19 protein-coding genes are annotated in these 18,529 nt (G+C 39.3%); 2 read left to right on the forward strand and 17 right to left on the reverse strand.

Going from position 1 to position 18,529, the window contains the following annotated elements; all coding sequences use genetic code 11:
- Position 1 precedes the first annotated feature (1 nt).
- The 15 genes from spoVG (R8923_RS08300) to R8923_RS08370 form a co-directional block, all read right to left on the reverse strand.
- The gene (gene spoVG / locus R8923_RS08300) at positions 2–313 is read right to left on the reverse strand and encodes a septation regulator SpoVG (protein WP_485872312.1); all 312 of its coding nucleotides are present in this window, start codon (positions 311–313) and stop codon (positions 2–4) included.
- A 121-nt stretch (positions 314–434) separates the two neighbouring features.
- The gene (gene spoVG, locus R8923_RS08305) at positions 435–728 is read right to left on the reverse strand and encodes a septation regulator SpoVG (RefSeq protein ID WP_485872313.1); all 294 of its coding nucleotides are present in this window, start codon (positions 726–728) and stop codon (positions 435–437) included.
- A gap of 630 nt (positions 729–1,358) precedes the next feature.
- Entirely contained in the window at positions 1,359–2,555 is a 1,197-nt protein-coding gene (locus R8923_RS08310; RefSeq protein WP_485872314.1) for an ABC transporter permease, read from the reverse strand.
- Positions 2,552–3,238: an ABC transporter ATP-binding protein gene (locus tag R8923_RS08315; RefSeq protein ID WP_485872315.1), complete on the reverse strand. Its 687-nt coding sequence runs from the start codon at positions 3,236–3,238 to the stop codon at positions 2,552–2,554. The genes R8923_RS08310 and R8923_RS08315 overlap by 4 nt, the downstream gene beginning before the upstream one ends.
- Positions 3,239–3,264: 26 nt before the next feature.
- Positions 3,265–3,882, reverse strand: coding sequence for an efflux RND transporter periplasmic adaptor subunit (locus R8923_RS08320; protein ID WP_485872429.1), 618 nt, complete (start codon positions 3,880–3,882; stop codon positions 3,265–3,267).
- Positions 3,883–4,124: 242 nt separating this feature from the next.
- Positions 4,125–4,946: a pur operon repressor gene (purR, locus tag R8923_RS08325; RefSeq protein WP_485872316.1), complete on the reverse strand. Its 822-nt coding sequence runs from the start codon at positions 4,944–4,946 to the stop codon at positions 4,125–4,127.
- A gap of 104 nt (positions 4,947–5,050) precedes the next feature.
- Positions 5,051–5,791, reverse strand: a complete 741-nt coding sequence (gene chbG, locus R8923_RS08330) for a chitin disaccharide deacetylase (RefSeq protein WP_485872317.1) — start codon at positions 5,789–5,791, stop codon at positions 5,051–5,053.
- 17 nt (positions 5,792–5,808) lie between these two features.
- Positions 5,809–6,669: a 4-(cytidine 5'-diphospho)-2-C-methyl-D-erythritol kinase gene (gene ispE / locus R8923_RS08335; protein ID WP_485872318.1), complete on the reverse strand. Its 861-nt coding sequence runs from the start codon at positions 6,667–6,669 to the stop codon at positions 5,809–5,811.
- Between the two features lie 478 nt (positions 6,670–7,147).
- Positions 7,148–7,405, reverse strand: coding sequence for a biofilm formation stimulator Veg (gene veg / locus R8923_RS08340; RefSeq protein ID WP_088810770.1), 258 nt, complete (start codon positions 7,403–7,405; stop codon positions 7,148–7,150).
- Between the two features lie 117 nt (positions 7,406–7,522).
- Positions 7,523–8,410, reverse strand: a complete 888-nt coding sequence (gene rsmA, locus R8923_RS08345; RefSeq protein WP_485872319.1) for a 16S rRNA (adenine(1518)-N(6)/adenine(1519)-N(6))-dimethyltransferase RsmA — start codon at positions 8,408–8,410, stop codon at positions 7,523–7,525.
- On the reverse strand, positions 8,403–8,975 hold the full coding sequence (gene rnmV / locus R8923_RS08350) for a ribonuclease M5 (protein ID WP_485872320.1): 573 nt from the start codon (positions 8,973–8,975) through the stop codon (positions 8,403–8,405). Before rnmV ends, rsmA begins: the two co-directional genes overlap by 8 nt.
- A 93-nt stretch (positions 8,976–9,068) precedes the next feature.
- Entirely contained in the window at positions 9,069–10,289 is a 1,221-nt protein-coding gene (locus tag R8923_RS08355; protein WP_485872321.1) for a resuscitation-promoting factor, read from the reverse strand.
- 291 nt (positions 10,290–10,580) lie between these two features.
- Positions 10,581–11,351 (reverse strand): TatD family hydrolase, encoded by a 771-nt coding sequence (locus R8923_RS08360; RefSeq protein WP_485872322.1) that lies wholly within the window; start codon positions 11,349–11,351, stop codon positions 10,581–10,583.
- A 77-nt stretch (positions 11,352–11,428) separates the two neighbouring features.
- Positions 11,429–13,042: an ABC transporter permease gene (locus tag R8923_RS08365; protein ID WP_485872323.1), complete on the reverse strand. Its 1,614-nt coding sequence runs from the start codon at positions 13,040–13,042 to the stop codon at positions 11,429–11,431.
- A 24-nt stretch (positions 13,043–13,066) separates the two neighbouring features.
- On the reverse strand, positions 13,067–13,948 hold the full coding sequence (locus R8923_RS08370; RefSeq protein WP_485872324.1) for an ABC transporter ATP-binding protein: 882 nt from the start codon (positions 13,946–13,948) through the stop codon (positions 13,067–13,069).
- 299 nt (positions 13,949–14,247) lie between these two features.
- Here R8923_RS08370 and R8923_RS08375 point away from each other — a divergent pair, with 299 nt between their 5' ends.
- Positions 14,248–14,847 (forward strand): TetR/AcrR family transcriptional regulator, encoded by a 600-nt coding sequence (locus R8923_RS08375; protein ID WP_485872325.1) that lies wholly within the window; start codon positions 14,248–14,250, stop codon positions 14,845–14,847.
- A 290-nt stretch (positions 14,848–15,137) separates the two neighbouring features.
- Here R8923_RS08375 and metG read toward each other — a convergent pair whose 3' ends face one another.
- The gene (gene metG / locus R8923_RS08380; RefSeq protein WP_485872326.1) at positions 15,138–17,132 is read right to left on the reverse strand and encodes a methionine--tRNA ligase; all 1,995 of its coding nucleotides are present in this window, start codon (positions 17,130–17,132) and stop codon (positions 15,138–15,140) included.
- 63 nt (positions 17,133–17,195) lie between these two features.
- The gene (locus R8923_RS08385; protein WP_485872327.1) at positions 17,196–18,053 is read right to left on the reverse strand and encodes a GRP family sugar transporter; all 858 of its coding nucleotides are present in this window, start codon (positions 18,051–18,053) and stop codon (positions 17,196–17,198) included.
- A gap of 185 nt (positions 18,054–18,238) precedes the next feature.
- Here R8923_RS08385 and R8923_RS08390 point away from each other — a divergent pair, with 185 nt between their 5' ends.
- Complete coding sequence (locus R8923_RS08390; protein ID WP_485872328.1) at positions 18,239–18,517, forward strand: AbrB/MazE/SpoVT family DNA-binding domain-containing protein; 279 nt, start codon at positions 18,239–18,241, stop codon at positions 18,515–18,517.
- Positions 18,518–18,529 lie beyond the last annotated feature (12 nt).

The raw sequence follows: 18,529 nt of genomic DNA on the forward strand, positions 1-18,529 counted from the left end.
TTTATTCAGCGGAAACTGATTCTGATTCCACTTCTTCTGATACTTCATTCGCTTCTTCTTCGCCAACGCGCTCATATTCAGCTAGAACAACGTCTTGAATTTTCCCACGTGTATCAGAGTTAATTGGGTGGGCAATATCACGGAATTCCCCGTCAACACCACGTTTACTTGGCATTGCGACAAAAAGTCCATTGTTTCCGTCAATAACACGAATATCATGCACGACGAACTCCTCATCTAAAGTGATTGAGGCAATTGCTCTCATTCTTCCATCAGTTTCAACTCGGCGTAATCTCACATCTGTTACTTGCATTTCCGTCACTCCTTATCCCATTTGCCCCTTTACAAAAAAGGATGGTTCGCTTGCGGTATCAGAAACAGGTATCCCCCTCTGTCCGTTTCACTCACTAGTTCCTAATTTTCAGGGATTTTTGTTATTCTGCATCAGCAGAAGTTACTTCAGATGCAACTGGTTCATCAGCCACTTCGTACGCAGCGAGTACAGCTTCCTGTATTTTCGCGCGTGTATCTGAATTGATTGGATGTGCGACATCCCGAAACTCTCCGTCTGGAGTTCGCTTACTTGGCATTGCGACAAAAAGTCCATCGTTGCCATCGATGACACGAATGTCGTGAACAACAAATTCACCATCAATCGTGATTGAAGAAATTGCTCTCATTCTTCCATCTGTCTCAACACGTCGTAATCTCACATCTGTAATTTCCATTTTCTTCACCACCTTAAACTCTAGTTGCAATACTTTTTTCCGAAGTCTAAAAGTCTTTCGGAAAGCTAACCAAGAAAATCGAGATTTCACTTTTTCACCAGGCACCTCTAATTTCCCTATACATATAATAATAAAAAAATAAAAATTTGACAACTTTGTGAATTCGATTCAAAAACATAGGCTATCCTATTAATAATCATTGACAAAACGAATTGTTTTAAAAAAGGTTTTTAAAAGTATACTAAAATAGCTAGTAAACGCTGTTTTTATCCCGTTTTACATTTGATAAACATTTAACACCTTAGAGTTATCGTTTTTTGTGTGTACAATTTTAAAACAAAATTATTTCGATAACAATTCACAAATAAAATAATTTTTCACTGGGGGAGCAGAAGAAATGAAACATCGAAACCATTGATATAAGAGACTTTTAACGCAAAACCCACTTTAACAGTAAGAATTCAAAAGTGTTTTCTCTTTCATTCTGTAACAAACATATTAAAAATAGATGACAAGACAGCCTTTCGTAGAATTTTATACTTTTTAGGTAGATATTTTTACAGCTCTATACAAAAAAGACATAAAATGATAACCACTTTAAAAACGATTATCACCTATGCCTTTTAAAATTTATTCAGACCGAAGTGCATCAATAGGCCGAAGTTTTGCTGCTTTATTTGCTGGTGCAATACCAAATATAACGCCTATACAAAGCGAGAATACAAAAGAGAATATAATTGTTCCGGCCGTGACACCGGAAGGAATATTTGCCACACTGCCAAAGATGATGGCGCCACTAGCACCAATTACTATTCCAATTACACCACCCACTACACTAATCACAACAGACTCAATTAAAAATTGCGTTAGAATCGCACGTTTTTTCGCTCCTAGCGCTTTTCTAATTCCAATTTCACGAGTTCGCTCACTAACGGAAACAAGCATGATATTCATAATACCAATTCCACCTACTACTAATGAAATGGCCGCAATAGCACCTAAAGCAGTTGTAAGTGTGTTACTAATGGTATTAAAGGCATTTAAAATCTCTTGTTGATTAATCACTTGATATTTTGGACCTAATTGCGAGGAGGTGTCTTCTTCATTATCATTCAACTGAATAGAAAGTCGTGATTCAAGTGTGTTTACAACAAAATCAACGGACTCCGCGGAATCAGTTTCTACGTAAATCGTGCGTACATTTGTATCTTTCAACATCCGCTGCGCTGCCATAATAGGAATGAACACTTGATCATCACTTGAACCCATCATGGAGGCGCCTTTTTCTTCTAGAACACCGACCACTTTATACGGCAGACCATTTAGACGGATAGTTTTTCCAACTGGATCAGAAAATCCAAATAAATCACTAGCCACGCTAGGACCTAATACCGCCACTTTCTGTCCGTATTCCACATCAATTGGTAGTAAAAAGCGCCCATTTTCAACTTCTAAACTACGAGCACCTTTGTATTGATCATTTGTGCCGATAACTTTCACATTTTTATTTTGGTAATCGTAAGCGGCATTCACTTGACCAGAAAGTTCAGGCGAAACACTTTTGACACCGCTAATCCCTTGATACTTCATCGCATCATCATAAGAAATTTTATCGTTTGGATTCATAGAATTGTTCATAACTGTGACTAAATTCGAACCAAGGTCACCCATTTGCCCATTGACCTCTTGCGTGACACCTTTTCCTAGCGAAACGAGTAGAATTACGGATGCAACCCCAATAATAATACCTAACATGGTTAAAAAGGAGCGTAGCTTGCTCGTTTTAAGTTGCTTGAATGCCATCTTCATACTTTGGAGGATTGTCATTTGCTTACCTCCTCTTTATACAGACGACCGTCTTGAATGCGAATACTTTTTGTTCCGTATTTTGCGAGTTCTAAATCATGTGTAATCATAACGATGGTGTTTCCAGCTGCGTTTAAGGATTGCAAAATACCCATGACTTCCTTGCCGGTTTTGGAATCAAGCGCGCCTGTAGGTTCATCTGCAAGTAGGATTGATGGCTCCGTTGCCAAGGCGCGCGCAATTGCCACCCGCTGTTGTTGTCCGCCAGACAATTGCGTTGGCAGATTGCGTTTTTTGTCAGCGAGGCCGACTCGGCTCAAGCAGTCCATCGCCATTTTTTCCCGAGTAGAAGAGCCGTAACCTCCGTAAACAAGTGGCAGTTCGACATTTTCAAGCGCGGAAAGCTTTGTTAGTAAATTAAATTGCTGGAAAATGAAACCAATTTTTTTATTGCGTATTTCAGAAAGTTTATTATCATTTAAGCGGTAGACATCGACTCCGTCAAGTTGATAACTACCAGAATCTGGCACGTCTAAACAGCCAATCATGTTCATAAGCGTTGATTTTCCAGAACCAGACGGCCCTACAATGGTGACAAAATCACCTTCATCAACGGATAAAGTCACATCATCAAGCGCTTTAAAGGTTTCGCCACCAAGTGTATATGTTTTGGTGATATTTTTCATCTCAATAAGTGGATGCATATCTTATTACCTCCTTTTCCGCTTGATTAAAAGCCGCCTTCAGTTGTCGTGGATTTTTGGGAAGGTAAGATAACAGTATCACCTTTTTTCAGACCTTTCGTGATTTCGATGTTATCTTCGTTATGCAATCCTGTTTCAACAAATTGTTTTTCTTTTTTCGTACGACCTTCTTTTTCCTTCTTTGGTGTCATAACATAATAACGGTTGTCGTCATCTTTTTGAACAGCCTCAATGGGAACGTAGAGTGCATCTTTTTTCTCATTTACTAAAATCGATGCGTCTGCAGTCATTCCTGATTTCAACCCATCCGTGTTGTCTAAAGAAATGGTAACAGGAAAGGAAGATACACCATTTTGCGCCTGCCCTTGGTCAGCAATTGTTTTGACTTTCCCGGTAAAAGTTTTATCAGGAAGCGCCGTAACCGTCACTTTAACAACTTGATCAATTTTAATATTCGGAATATCTAGTTCATCCATTTGCGCTTGAAACTCAAGTTCGTCGTAATCTGGGAACTGTTTATTTTGCGGCACGATTGCACCCGTTCCAGTCGCGTTAATTTTCATATCCCCTTGTTTTACTTTTGTCGTTACAAAGTCGCTCGTATCAGTTGCTTTTTTCTCGCCACCTTTATTTAAAAACCAAATTACGCCACCACCAATCACTACGATGACAATAATTGCTATAATCCATTTTTTCAATTCTTTTCCTCCTCTATCAACTATGTAATTCTACAATATTTATACATTCTACCACAAAACCACACAAACAACGTACAGCCCCAGACCGATTTCTTTCTAAGAAAACGTGCGTTTTATGTAACTTTTAAATAAAATGCGCGGGCACAGAAAAAAAAAGAAGCCCTTAAAAATGGCCTTCTCCAATTAATTTATTTGACAGTGAAATAATTACCTTCCACCACTTCGATTTGTTTTTCTTTTACATTTACATTTTTAATTTTAACAAGCGACACATAGTCATCAACTAACCGCTCTTCCGCGTATTCTGATTCAACTAAGACCGCGATGCCAACTAGTTTTGCATTGAATTCTTCAAGCAAGCTTTTCATCCCGTTAACCGTTCCGCCTGCTTTCATGAAATCATCAACAACCAGAACGTTTGAGCCTTCTGCCAAACTGCGCTTTGATAATTCCATTTTTTCAATCCGTTTTGTCGAGCCCGATACATAATTGATACTTACAGTGGAGCCTTCTGTCACCTTGCTATCACGACGAACAATAACAAATGGCACACTTAAATGTTCCGCAACAGCTTGCGCAATTGGTATACCTTTGGTCGCAACGGTCATAATGGCATCAATAGGCTGATCATTAAATTTAGTTGCTAAAATTTTCCCAATTGCTTTTAACGTCACAGGTTCACCTAAGAGGTCAGATAAATATAAATAGCCACCCGGTAAAAGACGATTTGGCTCAGCAATACGATTGCATAACGTTTGAACAAAATCAAGCACATCTGCATTTCCAGCAATAGAAATATAACGCACGCCACCTGCAGCTCCCGGAACGGTTTCAAGTGTACCAATTCCACGATCTTCAAACGTCTTTTTAATGATAACTAAGTCCTCACTAATCGATGACTTCGCCGATTTGTAACGTTCAGCAAACATCGTTAGCGGCACTAATTTGCGCGGATGTGATAATAAAAACTCTGTCATATCGATTAAACGTTCACTACGCCGAATTTTCATAAACTCTCTCCCTTTAACTCCGTATATTAAATCAAAAAACAAAATCTTTGTACGTATTTTTCTTTATTATAAAAGACTTCGCAATTCTTGACAACTTAAAAGAGCTACTGCAAATCTCTAAAACTAGCTAGCGTAACATTCTCTTGTGCTAAATAATTTTGTAGTTCTTTTGATGTGAGTAGCGTGACTTCTTTCATACGTTTATCCGTATAAGATGATAACGCCAATAATTCCTCGTCCATAAACGCTGGGTGCGTCATAATTTCAATAACTTTATCCGTATTTTTGTGTGCTTCAACAATTTTACGAATGATTGCCATGTCAACCCCTTCGCCGTAGAAATCATTTACAAATAGGTCTGTGGTTTTGAGACGTTTGTAGTCCACATCTGGCAGACTTCTGCGCACACTAACTCCATATTTTTCTGCCAAGCGATGTTGTACCTCGTAAATATGTGGTTCAAGCAAATGGTGTACGTCAAAGTGTGTGAACGGAATGCCCGTTGCCTTAATTTTTTCAATTTGCGCCGTGAGTTCGCGCTCTACTTCTTCTAAACTAAAGTCAGGTGCGTTTTGTAACAACTCACCGACGTTCCGGTAAAACCTACCCTCATAATTCACGAGCGTCTTTAGGTCCTTTAAAACTGGGCTTCCAAATGTAAGCGCGAGATGAACACCTATATCAAGCCCAGGATTTTCCTTCGCCACTTCAACCGCTAAATCAAACGCATGACCGTTTGCAAGCATTGTTGTCGAACGCACAACACCGTGCTTATACGCGTCTAACGTGCCATACACAGCCCCTTTTGTCATTCCGAAATCATCTGCATTAAAAATGAGTTTCATCCTAATCCTCCTCTATTCTATTCGTCATATGACCATGGTCGTACCATATATACTTCATCACAAAAACCTCTTAATCCGTTATACACACGTTTTGCGCGCGAATGCTGTTTTACAATAGCGAATACAGTTGGCCCGCTACCGCTCATCATTGCTGCATCGGCACCAAATTCAAGCATTTTTTTCTTCAATTGTTTCACTTGACTATTTTTTTCTAGCGTAACACTTTCTAGTACATTCCCCATCGAACTGCAGATACCATCTAAATCGCCTGCAGAAATTGCCGCAAGCATTTTTTTCGTATCAGGATGATCCACTTCTTGTACGCGTAATTCCTTGTAGACAGACGGGGTTGAAACACCGATATTCGGCTTTGCCAAAATAATCCAACACCCGGGCATGCGATTAAGCCGCTCAATTAGCTCACCGCGACCCGTGGCAAGCGCTGTCCCGCCGTAAAGACAAAACGCAATATCCGAGCCAATTTCGGCACTTAAATCGGCTAATTTTTCTAAAGAAAGCCCTAAGTTCCAAAGTTTATTTAACCCTTTCAATGTAGCTGCCGCATCTGTGCTCCCCCCGGCTAATCCCGCAGAAACTGGAATTTGCTTATCAAGGGTGATTTTAACGCCTTGTTTCACTTGGTATCTATCTTTTAAAAGCTGTGCGGCTTGATACACTAGGTTACGCTTGTCATCAGGAATAAAGTGCGCTTTTACATCTAGTTCAATTCGGTCTTCGGGAAGAAGTTCTAATTGCAAGCTGTCCGATAAATCAATCGTCGTCATAACCATTTCCACTTCGTGATAACCGTCTTCGCGTTTATGCAGGGCATCGAGTGATAAATTGATTTTCGCTGGCGCCTTTATCGTTATTTTCATTTTTCCGGCCTCCGTACATCCTTCTAAAATCTCTTTGTTTATTTTATCATATGCACGAAGAAATATGTAGTTGAAATATGATTGAGTTACGCGGATTTTGGAGAACAGCAATAAGTTTTGTTTTCTAAGAAGTTGAAATAGCATTTATTCTGCGCACTGCCACAAACGCTTGGACTCTTTTTCGCTTTCTAAGAGAATTTACGGCTCGAACTTAGAAATTAGGTCTCTGCTCCAAGTTCATACTTGGACTCTAAGAAAGCTAACTACGCTTCTTAAGAGAAGATATGGCTCGAACTTAGGTCGCTTGTCCCAAGTTCATACTTGGACTCTAAGGAAGCAAACTACGCTTCCTAAGAGAAGATATGGCTCGAACTTAGGTCGCTTGACCCAAGTTCATACTTGGACTCTAAGGAAGCAAACTACGCTTCCTAAGAGTCCAAGCAAAAAGCCGAACCTGTTTGGTTCGGCTTGCTTTTCATTATAATGCGACTTCTGTCTTGTCGTCTGTGAACTCAAGTTCGACTGCGTCTGTTAGAATGTCCGTGTAACTGTAAGACACTCTTTCAAAGTTGTTTTCATCTTGATTTAGTTCAACAATGAAAACGGATGGATAGGTTTCTGCTAAAACACCGCAACGTTCAATCGTTTTTTTACGGCCTCCGTTTGCTTTCAATGTTAAAGCTTTACCTAGTCTCTCGTCTAGGCTTTTTTTAATGCTTGCAATGGTTTTTGGCATTATTTTCCACCTCACTAAATAAAATTATAACATAAAGCAAGGAGAAAATCAATAACAGAATATTTTATCAATGAAATAGCACAATGTCAACAGCAATATCTCTTTTCTTATGAAAAATTAATCATTTTTTATAAAAAGTTGTAATTCATTACTAATTTTAGCAAATTCAACAATACTAAATGTTTCACCACGTCTTGATAAATCTATCTCAAGCTCCAAAAAACGCGCCTCTAATTCTGTTTTTCGCGCCTTTAATTCAGGAAACTTAGATGCTAAATTATTCCATAACGTTTTACGTCTTTGAGCAAAAGCTGCACGGGTGACTTCAAAAAAGAAAGCCTCATCTTTTACTTCAGCGGCTGGTTTTTCGCGCTTCACCAAATGAATCACGGCAGAATCCACATTTGGTTGTGGCATGAAAACCGTTTTGGGTACGATGAACGCGAGCTCTGCTTTCATATAAAACTGAATCGCAATCGTTAAACTGCCATAACTTTTTGTTCCAGGCTTAGCACTAATGCGTTCTGCCACTTCTTTTTGCAACATGAACGTCATAGACTCAGCAGGAACTTTTTCGTGTAAAAGCTGTAAAATAATGGGTGTTGTAACATAATACGGGAGATTCGCAACAATTCTAAGTGGCGCATCTGGATTTTCAAACTGCTCGCGCATTACAGTAAGCACATCAGCCTTTAAAATATCCGAATGCACGACAAATATATTCTCATACGGCGAGAGCGTATCCGCAAGAATCGGCAAGAGCCTTTGATCAATTTCAAATGCAACCACTTGTTTCGCAGAACGCGCCAAATGCTCTGTTAACGCCCCAATACCTGGACCAATTTCGATAACATTTGTCTCACTTGTAACATCAGCCGTATCAACAATTCGTCGCAAAATATTTGAGTCGATCAAAAAATTTTGACCAAGACTTTTCTTAAACAAAAAACCGTACTTCTTTAAAATTTCAGTCGTTCGAATAGGGGTCGCAATATCTTTATCCATTTTTTTCCTCCTGTAAAACGGCCTCTAGTGCCTCATCAAATTCCAGTTCTGTGATGCCGAACATTTTTAATCGCACCTCAAGTTGTTTGCCGTTTGTATAACCAATTCGTAAAATATCACCCAGTTTTGCACGACGTCGTTTTGCACCAGCGCCAAATAAGAGCCCTGAGGCGATGATTTTTTCGTGCGGCACTAGCGTTTCAGCCCCAATTCCCACATGCGTTTGATAGCTTAAAAGCGCGTTTTGGATAGCTTGAACGCTTGCATGCTCCACACCAAGCCCCCGTCCGTGTTTTGGCAACGCATCCTTACGCTCAATAAACGCGTGTTTACATCCCGGAACATACGCCTCAATGGTCTTCCTAATTTTTTCTCCCGGAAAATCAGGGTCCGTAAAAACGATGACTCCGCGCTTTTCTTTGGCGTGTTTAATTTCCTCTAAAATGCTTTGGTTGATTGCCGAGCCGCCTGTTTCAATCGTGTCGGCTATTACCGCCCGACTGATTGCCGCTGTGTCATCACGACCTTCCACAACGATAATTTCTTGAATAATTGGTTTTTCCATTTTTAACGTCCTTTTTTAAATCAATAAAGTTATCATACCATAGCCCACAAAAAAAGCGAAGCCTATTTCGCTAGACTTCGCTTAAAATGCTTCTTATAAAACACGTACTGTAACTGTTCTGCGTCCCCAGTTTACACAAGACCCGTGATCTGGGAAATAAACGTCAACGATATTCCCTTTAATAGCTCCACCTGTATCTCCAGCAATTGCAACGCCGTATCCTTCTACCCAAACTTTCGAGCCAAGAGGAATAACACTTGGGTCAACTGCAACTACTTTTAAGCCAGGATTAGCACTTAGATTAATGCCTGTAGCTGTTCTTCCACCACCCGTATAGGCAGTTGATTGCATCGTGAATGTTTTACCACCACTCGGAGCCGCTACATTAGAAGAGCGATTTACACTTGATGCTTTTGGTTTACTTGAGTGACTAACAGAAACTGTTTGAACTTCTTTCGTTCCACGTGCAACAATTTGGTTTTCACTTTTCGTAATAACTGATTCACTAATACGTTTACGTGCTTTTTCTTTACCGTTCTCTAAAACAATTTCATATTTCACTTTTTTAGAGCCAGACTTACCGGCAGAAATAACTTTTGTTTCACCTTTTTTAAGACTAGCATCGTTTTTATAAACTGTATCAAAACCAATGTTCTCGGTTTTTTCTTCTGCTTTTTTATCTACATATGTAACTAAAATTGCCATGTCTTCTTTTAAGGCAGTTTGTTTAGCTGGTGAAACTCGGTCATCTTTTTGAAGTTTAATATTTTTCTCCTCTAAAAGATCGCCAACGTTCGCTTTTGTGGACCATACTTGTTCTTTTTGCGCACCATTTTGTAATACTAATTTAATTGCACGGTCAATTTTTATGTTTAAACCGTCTTTCAATTTCGTATCAAGTGCCACATTAACAACATCATGAGGACGAGTTGTAATATTTTCATCCTTAAGCAATTCTTTTACCGTTGCCTTTGTACTCCACACTTTTGTTTCATTACCATTATCAGTAATATTCACTTGACTGGCATTAGAAAACTTAATTTCCATACCATCTTTAATTTTTGTATTTTTAGACGGTGACACTTCATCGTGCGCACCTAATTTAATTCCTGATTCATCTAAAGCTTCACCAACTGTAGCTGCATGTGTTTTTGCTTCAATTTTTTTACCTGCATTTAAAATGGTGATATCGTTTTTTGTTCCTTCGAAAACGAAATAAAAAACCAGTGCTACTACAATAACAAATCCTGCAATCAAAATCGGTAATTTCCATTTTGACGGTTGGTCTACGTTACTGCTGTTTTCCATGGTCATATATTTCTCCCCTTTCTACTCGCTAGTGATTATATACAAGGGAGGAAAGAACTGTCAATTTTATCGATACTTTGTTCACATTTTCTCAATATATTAATGGAAACGTTGATATAAAGCCATTCTTGTTTTTTCATTTTGCTATACATTCTATTTATGTCAATCAGATGTCAAAAAACTACGACTCAAGACTTAGGCATAAAATCAGGGGATGCGGACAAATCCCACCCCCTCGTATCCAATAAACTTAAGAATTCATTACAGACCAGCGCTTTTGTTACAAAAATATAACAATTAAAAGTCAAGCTGAAATAACGTTATAGCGTTATCCATTGTTGCTGTAGCAATATCTTCATATTTCATTTCTTTCAATTCAGCAATTTTTTCGGCAACCAACTTGACGTAAGCGGGTTCATTTCTTTTGCCTCGATTAGGGTGCGGAGCGAGATAAGGCGCATCTGTTTCAATTAAAATTCGATCAATTGGTATAGCTTCCGCAGCTTTTTTGGGTAATGCCGCATTTTTAAAAGTTACCGTTCCACCAAAAGAAATATAAAAATTCATCGCAAGGCACGCCTCCATAACTTCTACCGTTTCACCAAAACAATGCATGATTCCGCCAACTTCTTCCGCTTTTTCTTCTTTCAAAATTTGGATAATGTCTTCTGTCGCTTCGCGGTTATGAATGACGATAGGCAACTTGACTTCCCTCGCCAGTCGAATTTGTTTGCGAAAAACCTCAAACTGGACTTCCTTAGGCGATGTATCCCAGTGATAATCAAGCCCCATTTCGCCTAGCGCAACCATCTTAGGATGCTTCGTCAGTTCGCGTAGCCATTCTAAATCTGCATCCGTAAAGTCAATTGCATCTGTCGGATGCCATCCTAAAATTAAATAAATAAACTCATATTTATCCGCCAGAATAAGCGCACGCTCAATTGTTTTACGATTAAAACCAACAACCGCCATCTTTGTCACATCATTTTCCTTCGCACGTTTAATCACATCTTCTAAATCATCATTAAACGCGTCATCATTTAAGTGTACATGCGTATCAAAAAGCATTTTTACTCCTCCAAAATTCATCTTTCTTCTATTATAATATAAAAAAAGAAGGTGAGCACTCCTCACCTTCTTACAACTTAAGCCCCTTCAATTAAATCCCGTTTCTTATAACCAAAGTATCCGAGAATAATGAGCGCACACCCGATGACAGTTATAGTAATAAATGTCGGAGCATCAAAACTCTCAATTGGCATTTGTGGGATAAAACTTTGGATAGCCGTTTTTAGGAACCAGTCTGGCAGATCTAAAATACCACTGAAATAGTTGAGCGCAAAAGAATAACCAAGGTAAACATAGACTAGTTTACCAAGTTTAGGCGCAAAGCCGAATACAAATGCGGCCAGACCAACGAAAAAGAGTACTGCTGGCAAGAAATTAAATCCGCTTGCTAAAAAGTTACCCATATCCATGACGGAATTATTTTTCATCACAGAAATTGCTGTACCACCAAGGCTACTAACTGCAAGGAAAATTCCAGCTACTGCCGATAAAATTGCGAGCGAAACCGATGTCCAGTACAATTTAGCACGCGTTACCTTCGTCGAATAAAGTTGACTTAAGCGAAGCCTACTTTCTTCCACAAAAAGTTTGTTTATAATCGCAATTGGCAGAATCGCAACGAGGCTGACCAACACCATCATGATAGTGGCGGTGAATGATTCTTCAATAGAAACGCCCGTTTGTGTAAACATTTGTTTCAATACATCATTACTTTCAAGGAACGTCTGCATATCGCCGTAAATTGAGCCGTAAGCTGCTCCCATCACGACAAATGCAATCAACCAACCAATAATTACACCTTTATTAATCTTGAAAAATAGACCCGGTACAGAAAGTAAAGATTTTTTCGCCGAAGCTCGCCCTTCTCGCTCTGGCAAGTAGCCTGCTCCCATATCACGCTTTTGTTCAAGCGCAAAAGCAATCACAATCATCACAACACTAAAAATCAAAGCATATAAAAGCGGCAACACATTATTTTCGGTAAAAGGATAGGTTAAATATGTCCACCCCATTGGATTTAGCATGGACAAATCAACATTTGCGACATCCGTTCCAGCACGCAAAATATACAAAAGACCTACAATCCCGAGTGATGCACCTGTCGAGCTCGATGAATTCGGCATAATTTGTGCCATAACCAAGGCAATAACTGCCCCAATTAAGCCAGCTGCCGCAATTGACGCCCCGAATAGAATCGAACCGCCTGGTGTAATGCTTGTCGCGCCAAAGCTCATCATCATAACAGCGATAAACGCGCCTAGAAGAACATTGATAACAATCGTTTCCAAAATAACTGCTAGCGAATTGGACTGGCGACCAACTTGAAACGAACGCACAAGTTCAGTTAACCCTAAATCTTCTTCTTTTCTCGTATGCCCTACTACATGCAGCGCCGAAACAATCATGGCGAACAAGCCGCAAAAAAGTAACATTTCATTTGAGTACATGGCTCCAAGCGTATAATCAGCAGCACTGGAAACAGGCGTAGGCCCGACCATTGAAATCATTGCCGGATTTTGCATTGTTTCATACATACCGATTAGGCCAGAGCCTTTTGCGATTTCTTCAAATGCTGGCACATAGGCTCCTGAAAAAGCGCCTAAACCAACTACCCAAAATATAATTTTCTTATAATCGCGTTTTGCATATTGTAAAAACAAAATATGCCAACGAGCAAATTTTTCTTTCATTACATTCCCCTCCAGTCCCATCGCCTAACCTTCATAGTGACGCATGAATAGATCTTCAAGCGTAGGAGGTACAGATTCAAATTTTTTGACACCTAGTTTAGAAGCCGCTAATAAAATCGTATTAATATGTTGGTTGTCGGCAGAAAAAGTGGCTTTATTTTCATTCTGCGTAAAATCATGTACACCTTCCACATTCGCAAGTTCACGAGCATCACCTTCTGTCACAACCGTAATTGTTGAACGCGTTAAATGGCGCAGTTCATCAAGCGTACCCGTTTCCACAACATTTCCTTGGCGAATAATCACAACTTTATCAGCCAAACGTTCTACCTCACTCAAAATATGAGAAGAGAGTAGAATCGCTTTTCCCGCATGTTTAATTTTTTCTACTTCATCTTGGAAAACCGACTCCATGAGTGGATCCAGTCCAGAAGTTGGCTCATCAAAAATATACAAGTCGGACTCAACAGAAAGCGCAGCAATCAAGCCAACTTTTTGACGATTTCCCTTTGAATAGCTCTTTGCTTTCTTTTTAGGATCAAGTTCAAAACGTTTGATTAAATGATCACGTTTGGCTTTGTCACCGCCGCCATGAAGTTTCATAAACAAATCAATAATTTCTCCGCCCGTCAAGCTGCCCCAAAGTGCAACATCGCCAGGTACATATGAAATTCGCTTATGGATTTCAAGACTATCTTTCCAAACGTCTAAATCAAAAACGGTAACTTCGCCGGCGTCCCGCTTAATGATTCCAAGAATTGTGCGAATTGTCGTCGACTTTCCTGCACCATTTGGTCCGATAAAACCAACAACTTCACCAGCGCCAACAGTAAATGTAACATCCTCTAACGCTTGGAATTTCCCGAATTTTTTTTGCAATCCTCGTACTTTCATAATTTCAGTCATAACACTAGACTCCTTTTTTGACGCATTTTATTATTCTTCTCATTCCCTTTTAAACTACAGTTTTAAACTTTTTAATTAAGAACTAAATGTTAAACAATCGTTCTTATTTTTAGTTTTTCACCTTTATTTAAAACTAAATAAGATTTATGAGTCCTATAATAGACCCATTTAATCCAGAAGTCAATGATTTTATGAACTATTTTTTTATTGAAGTTTCTATAAGGTTTATATATAATAGAAGAGAAAATAATTATGAACTTTAAAATAGACTTTAAACTTTTGAGAAAGTAGGGATTAAAATGAATGGTTTCGAAAAACGCACTGAAGAAAAGAAAAAAAGCGTTTTGGAAGCAGCTTTCAATTTGATGAATACAGAAGCTGGCGTTAAAAACTTAACCGTCGATGATATTGTAAAATCTGCAAACGTCGGCAAAACGACCATTTTTAAATATTTTGGTAGCAAGGAAAATATCATTCATGAGGTGTTCTATCAGTTTTTAAATGAAATGGGCGAATCAGCGAAGATGATTATGGCGCAAAATAAACCGTTTGAAGAGACCATCATTATGATGAGCCAAAATAAAATTCTTTTTTTAGACAAAGTAAATAAGCAGTTTTATTTGGATTTAATGGCGTACTTCACCGAAAAAGAGGACGACGGTATGACGCGAATTATGGAGGAATATACGAAGCAAAGTTTTAATATGATGCTAGATTTATTTCACCGCGGGCGGAAAGAGGGTAAAGTGGACTTGAAGTATTCAGACGAGTTCTTAATTCTTTATTTTCAAGCGCTTGTGGAAGGCATTTCCAGCCCAGCAATTTATGAACGCATTTTGCCTTATACGGAGGAATGGACGGAGCTCCTTGTGAAAGGGATTGCGCCATCTGCAAAATAAATGAGCAGAAAACCCCCGAATCCAGTGGATTCAGGGGTTTTCTTATACAGCAAAAATATTACATGCTGCAATTCGTTAATATGATTGTATTATGACACACATGAAAATTCCAAAAACAGAACTATTTTGTTCTTTTTACCAAAAAATTGATGCCATATGCTATAGCTGCAATAACAAGCAGCATAGCTCCATAGACCATTATCGTATAAACTGAATCGTCGAAAGTAAAAATAGTATTAAAATTTAACATACTTTACACTTCTTTCTATGCTTTTAACAGACGTGTGTCACTATTTCACTTTCGCGCCGTTTGGTAGACCGCTTGGGGCTTCGATGACACTTAGTTTGCCGCCAGATTCGCCGGATAAAATCATGCCTTCACTCATTAGTCCGCGTAGTTTGACCGGTTTAAGATTAGCGACGACAATGACTTTTTTGCCTATTAGGTCTTCTGGTGCGTAAAACTGAGCAATGCCTGATAGCACTTGACGGAGTTTACCTTCGCCTAAATCAAGCTGGAAGCACAGCAATTTGTCGGCTTTTTTCACCTTTTCCACCTGTTTCACTTCCGCCACACGAAGATCAAGTTTATCGAAGTCTTCAATGCCGATTTCTGGGGTTTCAAACGGAGCGATTTCCGCTTCTTTTTCTTCAGCCGCGGTGACTGGTTGCGTTTTTTTCATTTGTTCCTGGATATAAGTTACTTCTTCCGCTGCTTCTAGGCGCGGGAAGATTGGCGTGCCTTTTGCGACTACTTTTGTACCTGCTGGAATGTGTCCGAATCCAACAAGTGAGTCGAAATTTTGGTTTTTATCTAAGCCAAGTTGCTCTAAAATGGCTTCAGGCGCTTTTGTTAAAAATGGTTTTAATAATACGGCAATGATACGCAAGCTTTCCGCAAGATGTACCATGACGCTACCTAGTTCCGCCCGTTTCGTTTCCTCTTTCGCTAAAACCCAAGGCGCGGTTTCATCGATATATTTATTCGTCCGCGATACATAAGACCAAAGTTCGCGCAGCGCAACTGAAAACTGCATGCGGTCCATGTTTGCCTCATATTCTTTCACGACCGCATCTTTGAATGCAAGAAGCGATTCATCAAACTCGGTAATTTTCCCAGAATAGCTAGGAATTTCGCCATCAAAATATTTATTAATCATGGCAACCGTGCGATTTAAGAGGTTTCCTAGGTCATTTGCGAGATCATAATTGATGCGGTCGACAAAATCTTCTGGTGTGAATAAACCGTCTGAGCCAAACGGGACTTCACGAAGAAGGTAATAGCGCACGGCATCTAGTCCGTAGCGATCGATGAGCATGTAAGGATCTACGACATTGCCTTTTGATTTGGACATTTTGCCATCTTTCATTAAAATCCAGCCGTGTCCAAAAATCATTTTAGGGAGTGGCAAATCGAGCGCCATTAAAATGATTGGCCAGTAAATGGTATGGAAACGAACAATTTCTTTTCCGACGATATGTACGTCTGCCGGCCAGTATTTTTGGAATTTTGAGTCGTCATTTGAGCCATACCCGAGTGCGGTAATATAATTGGAAAGCGCATCAATCCATACGTAAACCACGTGTTTTGGATTTCCAGGCACTTTAATTCCCCAATCGAATGTTGTACGAGAAACAGCTAAGTCTTCAAGACCTGGCTCAATAAAGTTTTTAAGCATTTCATTTTTACGCGATTCTGGCAAAATGAATTCAGGATGCGAATTGTAATAGTCTACTAAACGGTCTGCGTATTTACTCATGCGGAAGAAATAGGATTCTTCTTTAACGAGCTCCACTTCATTCCCGCTTGGGGCTTTTCCGCCAATGACTTTGCCGTTTTCATCGCGATAAACTTCTTCAAGTTGTGTTTCTGTAAAATATTCTTCATCAGATACGGAATACCAACCTTCATATTCCCCTAAATAAATATCGCCTTGATCTACTAATTTTTGGAAGATTTTTTCCACACCCATTTTGTGACGCGATTCAGTGGTGCGAATAAAATCCGTATTTGTGATTTCTAATTTCTCCCAAAGCCCTTTAAAACCGCTGGCGATTTCATCCACATATGCCTGTTCTGAAATCCCTTGTTCTTCGGCTTTCGCTTGAATTTTTTGTCCGTGCTCGTCTGTACCTGTTAAATAAAAAACGTCAAATCCCCTTAAGCGTTTATAACGCGCCATCGCATCTCCTGCAACGGTTGTGTACGCATGCCCGATATGCGCTTTTCCGCTTGGATAATAAATGGGCGTTGTAATATAAAATGTATTTTTTTCTTTCGGCAACCCTTTCCCCTCCTAAAATTCTAAACGATTCCGTTATATTATAGCATATCCATGTGTCGATTTTTAGATACCTTTTGTAACACCAATCAAAACGCCGCCAATTACGACGAGAATCACGCCTGTAATAACAAACGCCATTTCTTTTTTCGTTTTCTTTTCTCCTAAAAGTAAAATTCCGCCTAGCGTTGAAATCACGACGCCTAGTTGAGATAAGGAGAATCCGGTTGCAACGCCAACAAGTCCGTTTGCATAAAGCATCGCAAGGTTTCCGCCAGCCCAAATCATTCCCGGAATCATAATGAGCCACGTTCGTTTTGTAAAACGCTTCTCTCTTCCGTTATACGTCATGACAAAAGCAGATAGCACCATACCAGCAGCCTGCGGTAAAATGGCATCAAAACCATTGATATGAAAACCTTGAATAATCACCACATAACCGATATAACCTAGCGATGAAATCGTCAGAAGGATTAATCCGCGACTAAGCGATTTCTCCTCGTCCACTTGTCCCTCGGCATAAGAAGTTAAAAAAATTCCACCAATGATGAGAATTAACGCCGAAAACCCTAAAACAAGGCGCAGTGTCGTGTCCCACTCATGAAATAATAGTACGCCAAAAAGTGTTGTCCCAACAAGTTGCATCCCAGTTGAAATTGGCATCGCCTTTGAAACACCAATAATTTTAAACGACTGCAACTGAAACATTTGACCAACAGACCATAAACACCCTGTAAAAAAACTTACGACAAGCGTTTGAACGGTGTATTCAGGTTGTCTAAACGCAAACACAATTAGTGCAAATACGAACGCACCGAGTGTGACTCCCATTGTTTGCTGGCGCGCTGTTCCTCCAACCTTAGTAATGACAAGTGGCATAATCCCCCACAAAAATGCTGGAATTAGTGCAATCAAAATGTTCAAACTTCCGCTCCCCCTTTTAACCCGAATTTTTATACTTCTTCTTATTATAACGGATACTCATTTCGAATGGTAGCTAGCAATAAAAAAACCGCAAATTCTTTTTTAAAAAAGGCGGATTGATATATTTTTATTTAAAGCGGGTAAAGTTTAGATAGACATTTAGAATTAAAGGAAGGTGTAACCCAATGAAATCCACTGGAATTGTTCGAAAAATTGATGATTTAGGTCGTATTGTTATTCCAATTGAGATTAGGCGCACACTTGATATAAAAGTACGGGATCAAATGGAAATTTTCATTGATGACAATGCGATTATTTTCAAGAAGTATACTGCTGGTTTTGAATGCGACGTTACAGGCAAGGTTTCTTCTGAAAATAAACATTTTTTAAGCGGCAAGCTCACGCTTAGTGAAGAAGGCGCGAATCAATTGATTGCAGAAATTAAACGTCAGTTTGATAAATGAAAAAGGAGCTTG

The organism is Listeria tempestatis (assembly GCF_963575625.1).
Classification (GTDB): domain Bacteria; phylum Bacillota; class Bacilli; order Lactobacillales; family Listeriaceae; genus Listeria; species Listeria tempestatis.

Bases quoted from the DNA above. Each gene is read 5' to 3' on its own strand.
- spoVG (WP_485872312.1), bottom strand. From the start codon at position 313: ATGCAAGTAACAGATGTGAGATTACGCCGAGTTGAAACTGATGGAAGA.
- spoVG (WP_485872313.1), bottom strand. From the start codon at position 728: ATGGAAATTACAGATGTGAGATTACGACGTGTTGAGACAGATGGAAGA.
- R8923_RS08310 (WP_485872314.1), bottom strand. From the start codon at position 2,555: ATGACAATCCTCCAAAGTATGAAGATGGCATTCAAGCAACTTAAAACG.
- R8923_RS08315 (WP_485872315.1), bottom strand. From the start codon at position 3,238: ATGCATCCACTTATTGAGATGAAAAATATCACCAAAACATATACACTT.
- purR (WP_485872316.1), bottom strand. From the start codon at position 4,946: ATGAAAATTCGGCGTAGTGAACGTTTAATCGATATGACAGAGTTTTTA.
- chbG (WP_485872317.1), bottom strand. From the start codon at position 5,791: ATGAAACTCATTTTTAATGCAGATGATTTCGGAATGACAAAAGGGGCT.
- ispE (WP_485872318.1), bottom strand. From the start codon at position 6,669: ATGAAAATAACGATAAAGGCGCCAGCGAAAATCAATTTATCACTCGAT.
- veg (WP_088810770.1), bottom strand. From the start codon at position 7,405: ATGCCAAAAACCATTGCAAGCATTAAAAAAAGCCTAGACGAGAGACTA.
- rsmA (WP_485872319.1), bottom strand. From the start codon at position 8,410: ATGGATAAAGATATTGCGACCCCTATTCGAACGACTGAAATTTTAAAG.
- rnmV (WP_485872320.1), bottom strand. From the start codon at position 8,975: ATGGAAAAACCAATTATTCAAGAAATTATCGTTGTGGAAGGTCGTGAT.
- R8923_RS08355 (WP_485872321.1), bottom strand. From the start codon at position 10,289: ATGACCATGGAAAACAGCAGTAACGTAGACCAACCGTCAAAATGGAAA.
- R8923_RS08360 (WP_485872322.1), bottom strand. From the start codon at position 11,351: ATGCTTTTTGATACGCATGTACACTTAAATGATGACGCGTTTAATGAT.
- R8923_RS08365 (WP_485872323.1), bottom strand. From the start codon at position 13,042: ATGAAAGAAAAATTTGCTCGTTGGCATATTTTGTTTTTACAATATGCA.
- R8923_RS08370 (WP_485872324.1), bottom strand. From the start codon at position 13,948: ATGACTGAAATTATGAAAGTACGAGGATTGCAAAAAAAATTCGGGAAA.
- R8923_RS08375 (WP_485872325.1), top strand. From the start codon at position 14,248: ATGAATGGTTTCGAAAAACGCACTGAAGAAAAGAAAAAAAGCGTTTTG.
- R8923_RS08390 (WP_485872328.1), top strand. From the start codon at position 18,239: ATGAAATCCACTGGAATTGTTCGAAAAATTGATGATTTAGGTCGTATT.